At 72.0% G+C, this 11,848-nt stretch carries 9 protein-coding genes; 5 read left to right on the top strand and 4 right to left on the bottom strand.

Annotated features, from left to right (window positions below):
- Window positions 1-197: 197 nt before the first annotated feature.
- The 3 genes from whiA to rapZ are packed head-to-tail and all read right to left on the bottom strand — an operon-like array spanning window position 198 to window position 3,073.
- Window positions 198-1,178: a DNA-binding protein WhiA gene (gene whiA, locus O7624_RS25230; RefSeq protein WP_093401454.1), complete on the bottom strand. Its 981-nt coding sequence runs from the start codon at window positions 1,176-1,178 to the stop codon at window positions 198-200.
- A gap of 54 nt (window positions 1,179-1,232) precedes the next feature.
- Window positions 1,233-2,204: a uridine diphosphate-N-acetylglucosamine-binding protein YvcK gene (gene yvcK, locus O7624_RS25225; RefSeq protein WP_282237503.1), complete on the bottom strand. Its 972-nt coding sequence runs from the start codon at window positions 2,202-2,204 to the stop codon at window positions 1,233-1,235.
- Window positions 2,201-3,073: an RNase adapter RapZ gene (gene rapZ / locus O7624_RS25220; protein WP_093401610.1), complete on the bottom strand. Its 873-nt coding sequence runs from the start codon at window positions 3,071-3,073 to the stop codon at window positions 2,201-2,203. Before rapZ ends, yvcK begins: the two co-directional genes overlap by 4 nt.
- Window positions 3,074-3,317: 244 nt before the next feature.
- On the opposite strand from rapZ, the gene O7624_RS25215 reads away from it, so the two are divergent.
- The 5 genes from O7624_RS25215 (at window position 3,318) to recQ (ending at window position 9,646) form a co-directional block, all read left to right on the top strand.
- The gene (locus tag O7624_RS25215; RefSeq protein WP_282237502.1) at window positions 3,318-3,971 is read left to right on the top strand and encodes a hypothetical protein; all 654 of its coding nucleotides are present in this window, start codon (window positions 3,318-3,320) and stop codon (window positions 3,969-3,971) included.
- Between the two features lie 52 nt (window positions 3,972-4,023).
- The gene (locus O7624_RS25210; RefSeq protein WP_282237501.1) at window positions 4,024-5,199 is read left to right on the top strand and encodes a histidine kinase; all 1,176 of its coding nucleotides are present in this window, start codon (window positions 4,024-4,026) and stop codon (window positions 5,197-5,199) included.
- A complete protein-coding gene (locus tag O7624_RS25205; protein ID WP_348774964.1) occupies window positions 5,196-5,900 on the top strand; it encodes a response regulator transcription factor in 705 nt (234 codons plus the stop codon). Before O7624_RS25210 ends, O7624_RS25205 begins: the two co-directional genes overlap by 4 nt.
- Window positions 5,901-6,019: 119 nt before the next feature.
- On the top strand, window positions 6,020-7,651 hold the full coding sequence (locus O7624_RS25200; RefSeq protein WP_282237500.1) for an alpha/beta hydrolase: 1,632 nt from the start codon (window positions 6,020-6,022) through the stop codon (window positions 7,649-7,651).
- Window positions 7,652-7,765: 114 nt separating this feature from the next.
- Window positions 7,766-9,646, top strand: coding sequence for a DNA helicase RecQ (gene recQ, locus O7624_RS25195; RefSeq protein WP_282237499.1), 1,881 nt, complete (start codon window positions 7,766-7,768; stop codon window positions 9,644-9,646).
- Window positions 9,647-9,732: 86 nt separating this feature from the next.
- Here the strand turns inward: recQ and uvrC are convergent, their stop codons facing one another.
- Window positions 9,733-11,838, bottom strand: a complete 2,106-nt coding sequence (uvrC, locus tag O7624_RS25190; RefSeq protein ID WP_282237498.1) for an excinuclease ABC subunit UvrC — start codon at window positions 11,836-11,838, stop codon at window positions 9,733-9,735.
- Window positions 11,839-11,848 lie beyond the last annotated feature (10 nt).

The following is an 11,848-nucleotide window of genomic DNA, read 5'->3' as shown; positions in this document are numbered from 1 at the left end:
CGAAGTTGTGTGCGCCGACCGTTGGAGCCGGCCGTTGACGGTTCATCCCGGCCACCCCGCCGCGGTCCGAGGGACCTGACCGCCGTCGAGGCGGTGGATACGGCGGGGAACACCGGTGCCGGCCCCCTTGCCGTACGCAGCGACCTTATCCGAGCGCGCTGAGCCACGCTGCGCCGGGTGGTCGCCCCACCGTCCTATCAGACCACGAGCATGTCGGGCGTGACGGCCGCTTCGGTATCCGGGATGCCGAGGTCGCGGGCCCGCTTGTCGGCCAACGCCAGCAACCGGCGGATCCGCCCGGCGATGGCGTCCTTGGTCAGCGGCGGGTCGGCCAGCGCACCCAGCTCCTCCAGAGAGGCCTGCCGGTGCTCCAGGCGTAGCCGGCCGGCCGAGGTGAGGTGCTCCGGCGCGTCGTCGGCGAGGATCTCCAGCGCCCGGGTCACCCGGGCCGCGGCGGCGACCGCCGCGCGGGCCGAACGCCGCAGGTTGGCGTCGTCGAAGTTCGCCAGCCGGTTGGCCGTCGCCCGCACCTCCCGCCGGACCCGGCGCTCCTCCCAGGCCAGCACACTGGAGTGGGCGCCGATGCGGGTGAGCAGCGCGGCGATCGCGTCGCCGTCCTTGACCACCACCCGGTCGACGCCGCGTACCTCGCGGTTCTTGGCGGTGATGCCCAACCGCCGGGCCGCGCCCACAAGCGCCAGCGCCGACTCCGGCCCGGGGCAGGTGATCTCCAGGGCGCTGGACCGGCCCGGCTCGGTCAACGAGCCGTGCGCCATGAACGCGCCCCGCCAGGCGGACACCGCGCAGCAGACGCTGGCGGCGACGACGTGCGGCGGCAGCCCGCGTACCGGCCGGCCGCGCACGTCGAGCAGCCCGGTCTGCCGGGCCAGGGCCTCGCCGTCCTTGACGACCCGGACGATGAAATGGCTGCCCTTGCGCAGCCCACCGGAGGCGAGCACGTGGATCTCGCTCGGATAGCCGTAGACCTCGGCGATCTCGCGCCGCAACCGCCGGGCCACCGCGCCGGTGTCGAGCTCGGCCTCCACCACCACCCGCCCGGACACGATGTGCAGCCCACCGGCGAACCGCAGCAGCGCCGCCATCTCCGCCCGCCGGCAGCAGGGCTTGGGCACGTCGACCCGACTCAGCTCGTCCTTGACCGCAGCCGTCATCGCCATTGTGCGTCCCCTCACGGACCGGTTCCGGCGTGTCGCCGGAGATTACGTACGTGTCTAACGATCGGCGCCCAGTACAGGCACCAGGGCGGCGCCCAGAGCAGCCGGATCATGACGGGGCGTGCCGTCGTCGACCGCGACGGGAGCGAGGACCAGCCGGGCTCCCAGGGATTCTGCCGCACCGTGGACCGGTTCGGGGTCACCGACCGCCTTGGCGTCGGCGAGCACGAAGTCGACAGTCAGCTCCGGCAGGTACCAGCGCAGCGCCGCCAGGTGGTCGGCGACCGAGAGACCGAGGGTCTCCTTCTCGGCGGCGAGGTTGAGGGTGACCAGCCGCCGGGCCGGGCTGGCCAGGATCGCCGCGGCCAGCTGCGGCACCAGCAGGTGCGGCAGCACGCTGGTGTACCAGCTGCCCGGCCCGAAGATCAGCCAGTCGGCGACGCCGATCGCGGCGACCGCCTCGACACACGCCGCCGGCGCCTGCGGGGTGAGCCGAAGCGACTCGACCCGGCCCGTGGTGACCGCGACCTGATGCTGTCCGCGTACGGTGCACACCTCGTCGGGACGTGCCGGGTCGGCCCCGCGGACCCGGGCCTCGATGTCGACCGGCTGGCGGGACATCGGCAGCACCCGGCCGACCGAGCCGAGCATCGCTCCCGCGTGCTCCAGGGCGGCCACCGGGTCGCCGAGCAGCTCCATCAGACCGCAGAGCACCAGGTTGCCCACCGCGTGCCCGGCCAGCCCGTCGCCCCGGCCGCCCGTGGTGGTGTCCGCGAAGCGGTGCTGGAACAACCCCGCGCTGCGTCGGGTGGCGGGGTGGTCGCCGGCCAACGCCACAAGCGCCTGCCGCAGGTCACCGGGGGGTAGTCCGCCCCGTTCGGCGCGCAGCCGGCCGCTGGAGCCGCCGTCGTCGCCGACGGTCACCACCGCCGTGATGTCCAGATCCAGCTCCGGTGCGGAGCGCCGCAAGGCTCGCAGCGAGGCGGACAGGCCGTGCCCGCCGCCGAACGCCACCACCCGGATCGTCATTCCCGCCCCAGGTCGCGGTGTTGAGCGTTGGCGGCCAGCCCGGCGCGGCGCAGCCGGGCCGCCAACTCCTCGGCGATCGCCACGCTGCGGTGCTTGCCGCCGGTGCAACCGACCGCCACGGTCAGGTACCGCTTGCCCTCCCGCTCGAAGCCGGCCGTGGTGGCGTTCACCAGGTCCGCGTACGCGTCGACGAAGGCGTTAGCGCCCTCCTGCCCCAGCACGTACGCGCTGACCGCCTCCTCACGCCCGGTGTGCTCGCGCAGTTCAGGTACCCAGTACGGGTTGGGCAGGAACCGGGCGTCCATCACGAAGTCAGCGTCCGGCGGCAGGCCGTACTTGAAGCCGAAGGAGATCACCGTGAGCCGCAACCGGCGGGCGTCCTCCCCGCCGAACAGTTCCTCGACCCGGCGGCGCAACTGGTTCACGTTGAGGTGGCTGGTGTCGATGATCACGTCGGCCTGGTCGCGGGCCTCTTCCAGCAGTCCCCGCTCGACGGCGATGCCGTCGGCGAGCCGGCCGTCACCCTGCAACGGATGCGAGCGTCGCACGCTCTCGAACCGGCGGATCAGCACCTCGTCGTCGGCGTCGACGAAGACCACCCGGGGGGCGTAGCCACGCTCCTTCAGCTCCCGGATCGCCTCGGCCAGATCGGTGGAGAAGGCCCGGGAGCGCACGTCCAGCACCATCGCGGTACGCCGGGCCGCCCCACCCGCCTTCACGGCCAGCTCGGCCATGTCCAGCAGCAGCGCCTGCGGCAGATTGTCGACGACGTAGAAGCCGACGTTCTCCAGCGCCCGGGCCACGGTGCTGCGTCCACCACCGGAGAGACCGGTGACCACGACCAGTGTGGTGTCCGTTTCGGCGGGCACCGCGGTCTGCTCACCGGGTACGCCCGCACGGTGACCGGTCGTGTGCGCCTCGCCCACCCGTCTGCCCCTCCAACCGTGCCGCCCCGGCCGATCCGGCCGGGCATGGTCAAGCAGCGACTCTAGCTCGCCGGTGTCCGGCTCCGGGGGGACGTACCGCCGCCACGCCGCAGAGCCACCGGAAGCGCGCACCCGTCGTGTCGGCTGACTGACGGCGCGCGACGCGCGACGCGGCTATCCTCCGGCCATGGGCAGGCACGGGGCGCGGCTGCGCTGGGTGGTTGCCCTGGTGTCGGTCACCATCGCCGTGCTGGCCACGGTGGACCGGTACGTCGACCGCGAACGCGAATGGGCTCGCGGCGGCGACCAGGTGGCGGTGACCGTCGAGGCGGTGCTGCCGGAGCCGGACCAGGTGGCGGACGCGGTCGTCGCCTTCGGCTGGCCTAAACCGGCGGACAACGTCGTCGGCGACCCCGACCGGCGGTCGGTGGTGTTGCGGCTGCGCTGGTCCGGGCCGCCCCGCAAGGGCCACTACCAGGTCATCCTGCTCGACGGCCGGGTGGAACCGGCGAGGGTGGTACAGCCGTACGCCGGCTGGGACGCCGACGGCGACACCGGTTCCAACTGGGCCGGGGCGTACGACGTGCTGGCCGAGCGGTACGCCTGGCTCGCCGACACCGCCACCCGCGAGGACCCCGAGGGCACGTTCACCACCCCGCCGCACGTCGGCGCGGTGGGCACCCGCGCGACCGCCGACGGCAGCCTGATCGCTGTCTTCCGGCTGCTGCCCGGCGCCCTGCCGTTGACCGACCCGTCCCGCCTGGTGGTGGCGTTCTGCTACGTCGATCCCGACGGCGACGTCCGCTGGGCCAAACGCGTCCCCGTCCCGCCTACCCCATGACGGCGTAGCACGGAACCTCGCTCGGGCTGCAACGCGCTCTAAGCTCGGGCCGATGGCCGGAGCAACGCAACTTTCGGGGCGGACCTTCCGCGAGGCGGTGGGCGACCGGACGGTCGACGCCACCCTGATCGTGCTGGCCGCCACCGTGGGACTGATCACGGTGGTCGACCAGGTGAACGACCCCACGCCGGTTTCCGCCTGGCTCCGGTACGCGGACTGGGTCACGGGGGCGCTCGGCTACCTCGCACTGTGGTGGCGACGCCGGTTCCCGGTCGTGCTCGGCGTCGTCCTGGCCGTGGCGAGTTCATTTTCCGAAACGGTCGCCCCGGCCGCGATCGTCGCGCTGTTCACCGTCGCGGTGCACCGCTCGATCAGGGCGACGGTCGTGGTGTGCACGATCAGTCTCGCCGCCCTCGGCACGTATCAGCTGCAGTGGCCCGAGACGACGGCTCCACCGTTGACGGTGTTCATCATCATCGTGCTGGGGCACCTCGCCACCGTGGCGTGGGGACTGTCGGTGCGCAGCCGCCGGGCGTTGGTCGCATCCCTGCGGGAGCGGGCGGCAGCAGCCGAGGTCGAGGCGCTGCTGCGGGCCGAGCACGCCGCGCGGGAGGCTCGGGAGGCGCTCGCGCGGGAGATGCACGACGTCCTCGGACACCGGCTCTCGTTGCTCAGCGTCCATGCGGGCGCCCTCACCTACTCCCGCGACGCGCCGGCCGAGGACCGGGCGCGGGCGGCCGAGGTGGTCCGCGAGAACGCGCACCGCGCCCTGCAGGATCTCCGCGAGGTGATCGGGGTACTCCGAGCCCCCGTGGGCGAGCTGCCGCTGCCGGGCGTCGTGGACGTTCTGGAGCTGATCGACGAGGCTCGCCAGGCCGGCACACCGGTCGAGCTGCGGGACGAGGCCGGGGTGACGACCGATGACCGGATCCTCCCGGCGACGCCGGGTCGCACGCTCTACCGCCTCGTGCAGGAGGGCCTGACCAACGTGCGCAAGCACGCCCCGGGTACGCCGGTGGTGGTCCGGATCACCGGGCGGCCCGGCGACCACGTGACCGCCGAGGTGGTGAACGCCCGGCCGGCGGGTCCACGCTCGCGCCCCGACGGTTCCGGGGCGGGGTTGCGCGGGCTTGGTGAGCGCGCCCGGCTCGTGGGCGGGCAGCTCGACCACGGCCCGACGGAGTCGGGCGGCTGGCGGGTCCGGCTCCGGTTACCCTGGCCGTCGTGACCCACCCGATGCCTGCCGACAACGCGGTCGGCGGCCAGCCAGTCATCGACGTACTGGTGGTCGACGACGACCCGGTGGTCCGGTTCGGGCTGAAGATGATGCTGAGCGGAGCTCCCGATCTGCGGGTGGTGGCTGAGGCGAGCGACGGCGCGGAGGCGGTGGAACTGACCCGGCGTCACCGACCCGACGTGGTGTTGATGGACATCCGGATGCCCGGCACCGATGGGCTCACCGCCACGGAAACGCTGCGTGGCGAATCGTCCGCGCCGCAGGTCATCGTGTTCACCACCTTCGACGCCGATGCCCACGTGCTGCGTGCCCTACGGGCGGGCGCGGCCGGGTTCCTGCTGAAGGACACGCCGCCGGACGAACTCGTCGTCGCGATCCGGCACGCGGCACAGGGGCGTCCCGTGCTCGCGCCCGAGGTGACGCGTCGACTCATCGCGCGGGTCGCGGAGTCGGGGCAGGACGGCCGGCAGCACATCGCCCGACGCCGTCTCGACGTACTCGCCGACCGCGAGCGGACGGTCGCGGTCGAGATCGGCGCTGGGCGCACCAACGCGGAGATCGCCGCGCGGCACCACCTCGGCCTGACCACGGTCAAGACCCACGTGTCGGCGATCCTCACCAAGCTGGATCTCAACAATCGCGTGCAGGTCGCACTCCTCGTGCAGGAGGCGGGGCTCGTTCCCCCGGACTGATCGGGCAGCACCGGGCACGTTCCTACTTTGGTTTGTGGATCCGGAGCCTTGGACGGAGAACGCAGCCAGCCGGCCCGCCTAGCGTCGATGTCATGCCACCTTCACTCCGACATACCCGCGTGTCACCGGTACCCCGACGGACCGCCGCGGTGCTGGCCGCCGCCGTGCTTGCCCTGACCGGTTGCACCGGTGGGGTCAGTACGGCGGCAGCGGGCCGGCCTTCCTCCGGCCCGACCGTGCCCGCCCCGATCCCGGACCCGGTGCAGTGGGAGGAGTGCGGGCCGAGCCTCGACTGCGCCACCGTCGAGGTGCCGCTGGAGTACACCGAACCCGACGGGGAGCAGATCAGCCTCGCCGTGACCCGGCACCGGGCCACCGATCCGGAGCGGCGCATCGGCAGCCTGTTCATCAATCCGGGTGGTCCGGGGGTGCCGGCTACCGAGACGGTCGCGTCCATCGACGCCGCCAACGACACAGGCCCCTACACGCCCGAGGTCGTCGCCCGGTTCGATGTTGTCGGCATGGACCCGCGCGGTGTCGGTCAGTCCGGTGCCGTGCGCTGCCTCACCGACGAGCAGCGAGCCGAGCAGGCGACCGAGAACCGCGACCCACGCATCCCGGGTGGGAAGCCGTTCGGGAAGTTGCTCATCGACGCCCGCACCTTCGCCAAGGGCTGTCTGGACCAGCAGAGCCCCGAGTTCCTGGCGAGCCTGTCCACCGACAACGTGGCCCGCGACCTGGACCAGGTGCGTGCCGCGCTCGGCGAGGAGAAGATCACCTTCTACGGTGCCTCGTACGGCACGGTGGTGGGTCCGATGTACGCCACACTCTTCCCCGACCGCGTACGCCAGATGGTGATCGACGCCCCGGTCGACACCGACCTGTGGCAGAACGACCCGCTGCGACTCCTGGACGACGTCGCCCGCTCCAACGAAGAGACGCTCGACGCCTGGTTCGACACCTGCCGCGCCGAGGGCGTGCAGGTGTGCGCGTTCGGCGACGGCGACCCGCGGGCCGCCTTCGACGCCCTGATCACCAAGCTGGAGGCGAAGCCGCTGGTGGTCCCCCCGGTCGAGGGCCTGACGCCGGGTGGCACGCTCGACGGGGCGATGGCCCTGGAGGCCGCACGGGCCGCCGCGGGCAACCGGGCACTCTGGCCCGTACTCACCGCGGGCCTCCTGGGCGCGCAGCAGGGTGATGGCACGGGCCTGCACTTCGTGGTCTCATTCGTCACCGTTGCACCGTTCGGTGGCCCGTTCGCGATCCTCCAGGAACCGCACACCGCCGTGCGGTGCGTCGACTGGCCGAAGCTGGACAAACTGTCCGAGCATCATGTCGCGGCCAAGAAGATCACCGAACGCGGCGAACGGCTCGGCAGCCGGGCCGCCTACAGTGCGCTCAACTGCGCGCTGTGGCCCGTCGAGAACGAGGACCGGGTCACCCGGGAACTCACCGGCGCGGGCGCCCCGCCGATCCTGGTGGTCGGCGGCCGGTTGGACAACGTGTCCCCGCACCACTGGGCCGAGGCGATGGCGGAGCGGCTGGAGGACGCCGTCCTGCTCACCCGCGAAGGCATCGGCCACACCTCCTACCGCACCAGCGGCCCGTGCGTCGACGCGGCCATCGACGCCGCGCTGATCGACGGAGTGCTACCCGCCGAGGGCACCGTGTGCGACGCCGTGCCACCCGCCACCACCCGGCCGCTGGGGCCCTCGCCGTCCGGGTCCGCCGGCGCGGCACCGGCGGGGTAACCGCGTCATCGATCTACCCGGTACGCGAGATGCGGCATGTCGTGGCTTCCGCCAGCGCGGATACCGCGACATGCCGCAACCCGTGTCGCCCAACGTGGCTCGTAGAATCCTCGGATGGTCTCTCCCGCCGACGTGAGCGTCACCGACCTGGCCAGCTCCGACGCACCCACCGCCGAGAAGGTGACAGCGACGCTCGATGTGCTGCGGCGGGTCTTCGGGTACGACTCGTTCCGGGGCTTCCAGCGGGAGGTCATCGACCATGTGGTGGCCGGCGGCGACGCGCTGGTGCTGATGCCCACCGGTGGCGGCAAGTCGTTGTGCTACCAGATTCCCGCCCTGGTCCGGGACGGTGTCGCAGTGGTGATCTCGCCCTTGATCGCGCTGATGCAGGACCAGGTCGACGCGCTCACCGCGGTCGGGGTGCGGGCCGGTTTCCTCAACTCCACGCTCGACCTGGACACCCGCCGGCTGGTCGAGGCGGAGTTCGTGGCCGGCGAGATCGACCTGCTTTACCTCGCGCCGGAGGCGCTGGCCAGCCGGGCCACGCTGGGCCTGCTGGACCGGGGGCGGATCAGCCTGTTCGCCATCGACGAGGCGCACTGCGTGTCGCAGTGGGGCCACGACTTCCGGCCGGACTACCTGAACCTGTCGATGCTGCACGAACGCTGGCCGGGCGTACCCCGCATCGCGCTGACCGCCACCGCGACGAGCGCCACGCGGACCGAGATCGCCACCCGGCTCAGCCTCACCGAGGCGCGGCACTTCGTGGCCAGCTTCGACAGACCCAACATCCAGTACCGGATCGTGCCGAAGCGGGAGCCGCGCAAGCAGCTGCTGGCCCTGCTGCGCGACGAACATCCCGGCGACGCGGGCATCGTCTACTGCCTGTCCCGCGCCTCGGTGGAGAAGACCGCCGACTTTCTGGTCGCCAACGGCATCGACGCGCTGCCCTACCACGCTGGCCTGGACGCGGCCACCCGCGCCGCCAACCAGCAGCGCTTCCTGCGCGCCGACGGCGTGGTGATGGTGGCGACGATCGCCTTCGGCATGGGCATCGACAAGCCCGACGTACGGTTCGTCGCCCACCTCGACCTACCCAAGTCGGTGGAGGGCTACTACCAGGAGACCGGTCGCGCCGGCCGCGACGGCCTGCCGTCGACCGCCTGGCTGGCGTACGGGCTTCAGGACGTGGTCCAGCAGCGAAAGATGATCGACACGTCCGAGGGTGACCTGGCGCATCGGCGCAATCTCGCCGCCCACCTCGATGCGATGCTGGCGCTCTGCGAGACGGTCCGCTGCCGCCGGGCGCAACTGCTGGAGTACTTTGGCGAGCCGGCCACGGGCGGCTGCGGCAACTGCGACACCTGCCTGGAGCCACCCGAGTCCTGGGACGGCACGGTGGCCGCGCAGAAGCTGCTCTCCACCGTCTTTCGGCTGGACCGGGAGCGCAACCAGCGGTTCGGCGCCGGGCACTGCATCGACATCCTGCTCGGTCGAACCACCGACAAGATCAGCCAGCATCGACACGACTCGCTGACCGTGTTCGGCATCGGCGGGGAGCTGAGCGAGGCGGAGTGGCGCGGCGTGGTCCGACAACTACTCGCCGAGGGACTGCTCGCCGTCGAGGGCGACTACGGCACCCTGACACTCACCGACGCCAGCGCCGAGGTGCTCGGCCGGCGTCGTACCGTGATGCTGCGTCGTGAGGCGGCGCGCCCGGCGAAGGCGGCCAAGCCCCGCGGCGCGGCCACCGTGGTCGCCGAGCTGCCGGCGGAGGCGGCCGGCACGTTCGAGCGGCTGCGGGCCTGGCGGGCGGCCACCGCGAAGGAGCAGGGCGTACCCGCGTACGTCATCTTCCACGACGCGACGCTGCGCCAGATCGCGGCCGACGCGCCGTCGTCGCTGGCCGAGCTGTCCCGGATCAGCGGCGTCGGCGAGAACAAGCTGGCCAAGTACGGCGAGCAACTCCTCGGCGTGCTCGCCAACACCACCTGAGGTACCGCATCCCCCATCAAGATCCGCGCAACTTCAGGGTTCTTGCTGTCCCAGACGCCGTGGAGACCGCAACATCCCCGATGTTGTCAGCTTGCGGGAGGTTCGGGGGTGGGGGTGCGGAGGGCGGTGAGGATTGCTTCGGCGGTACGGCGGCCGACGCCGGGGACCTCGGTGATCTCCTCGACGGTGGCGGCCGAGAGGCGTTTCAGCGAGCCGAAGTGACGCAGCAGCGCCTTGCGGCGAACCTCGCCCAGGCCGGCGACGTTGTCCAACGCCGAGGTGGTCATCCGCTTGGAGCGGCGCTGCCGGTGGAAGGTGATGGCGAAGCGGTGGGCCTCGTCGCGTACCCGTTGCAGCAGGTAGAGCCCCTCGGAGGCGCGCGGCAGGATGACCGGGAAGTCGTCGTCGGGCAGCCAGACCTCCTCCAACCGCTTGGCCAGCCCGCAGAGCGCCACATCGTCGATGCCCAGCTCGGCGAGGGCCTGCGCGGCGGCGGCGACCTGCGGCGCTCCGCCGTCGACCACCACCAGCTGCGGCGGGTACGCGAACCGGCGTGGCCGGCCGGTGGTCGGGTCCACCAACGTTCCGATCCGCGGCTCGTCGCTGGCGACGCCTGCGTCACCACCGCCGATGGCGACCGGCGCGCCGCCGGGGTTGTCGGCGGCGGCCGACTCACGGGCAGCGGCGTCAGCGGCAACCGTGTCCACGACGGCGCGGTCCATGTCGGCGCGGTCCATGGCGGCGGCCGGGATGGCGAGGTCGGCGGCGGATTCGACTCCTGCCTCCCCAGTCTCGGCGCGGGCGTCGAGGTAGCGGGCGAAGCGGCGGCGCAGCACCTCGGACATCGCCGAGAGGTCGTCGGTGGCCCCCCGGATGATGAACCGGCGGTACTCGCTCTTGCGGGGCAGGCCGTCCTCGAAGACGACCATGCTCGCCACCACGTCGGTGCCCTGGATCTGCGAGATGTCGAAACACTCGATGCGCAGCGGCGCAGTCCGTAGACCGAGCGCCTCGGTGATCTCGTCGAGGGCCCTGCTGCGGGTGGTGAGATCACCGGCCCGCTTGAGTTTGTGCCGGGCCAGGGCGTCCTTCGCGTTGCGTTCCACCGTCTCCATCAGGGCCCGCTTGTCGCCGCGCTGCGGCACCCGCAGCGTCACCCGGCCGCCCCGGTGGGTGGAGAGCCAGTCGGCCAACGCGTCGGCGTCGGCGGGCAGCTCGGGCACCAGCAACTCACGCGGCACATCGGCCTCGCCGTGCTCGCCGCCGTAGACCTGGGTGCAGAAGTGGTGCACGAGGTCGCCCATGGTCAGCTCCTCGGTCTTCTCCACCACCCAGCCGCGCTGGCCGCGTACCCGGCCGCTCCGCACGTGGAAGACCTGGACCGCGGCTTCGAGCGGGTCGTCCGCGAAGGCCACCACGTCGGCGTCGGTGCCGTCGCCGAGCACCACCGTCTGCTTCTCCATCGCCCGGCGCAGCGCGGCGACGTCGTCGCGCAGCCGGGCCGCCCGCTCGAACTTCAGCTGCTCGCTGGCCTCGGCCATCTCGCGTTCCAGTTTGCGGACCATGGTGTCGGTGCGCCCGGCCATGAAGTCGCAGAAGTCGTCGACGATCTCGCGGTGCCGCTCGGCGGAGACGGTGCCGACGCAGGGGGCCGAGCACTTGCCGATGTAACCCAGCAGGCAGGGGCGGCCGACCTGGCCGGCCCGCTTGAACACCCCGGCGGAGCAGGTGCGGGCCGGGAAGACGCGCAGCAGCAGGTCGAGTGTCTCGCGGATCGCCCAGGCGTGCGAGTACGGCCCGAAGTAGCGCACTCCCTTGCGCTTGGCGCCGCGCATCACCTGGAGCCGTGGGTACTCCTCGTCGAGGGTCACCGCCAGGTAGGGGTACGACTTGTCGTCGCGGTACCGCACGTTGAACCTCGGGTCGTACTGCTTGATCCAGAGGTATTCGAGCTGGAGCGCCTCGACCTCGGTGCCCACGGTGACCCAGTCGACCGCCTCGGCGGTGGTGACCATCTGCTGGGTGCGCTGGTGCAACCCCCACAGGTCGGCGAAGTAGGAGTTGAGTCGACTGCGCAGGTTCTTCGCCTTGCCTACGTAGATCACCCGGCCGGTGCCGTCGTAGAAGCGGTAGACCCCTGGTGCCTCGGGAATCGTGCCCGGCGCGGGACGGTAGGTCGACGGATCAGCCACACTCCGAGAT

The organism is Verrucosispora sp. WMMD1129, assembly GCF_029581255.1.
Taxonomy (GTDB): domain Bacteria; phylum Actinomycetota; class Actinomycetes; order Mycobacteriales; family Micromonosporaceae; genus Micromonospora; species Micromonospora sediminimaris.
Note: the sequence above shows the minus strand (reverse complement) of the source record. Positions and strands in the feature narration are given on the sequence as shown.

Bases quoted from the DNA above. Each gene is read 5' to 3' on its own strand.
- whiA (WP_093401454.1), bottom strand. From the start codon at position 1,178: ATGGCGATGACGGCTGCGGTCAAGGACGAGCTGAGTCGGGTCGACGTG.
- yvcK (WP_282237503.1), bottom strand. From the start codon at position 2,204: ATGACGATCCGGGTGGTGGCGTTCGGCGGCGGGCACGGCCTGTCCGCC.
- O7624_RS25215 (WP_282237502.1), top strand. From the start codon at position 3,318: ATGGGCAGGCACGGGGCGCGGCTGCGCTGGGTGGTTGCCCTGGTGTCG.
- O7624_RS25210 (WP_282237501.1), top strand. From the start codon at position 4,024: ATGGCCGGAGCAACGCAACTTTCGGGGCGGACCTTCCGCGAGGCGGTG.
- recQ (WP_282237499.1), top strand. From the start codon at position 7,766: ATGGTCTCTCCCGCCGACGTGAGCGTCACCGACCTGGCCAGCTCCGAC.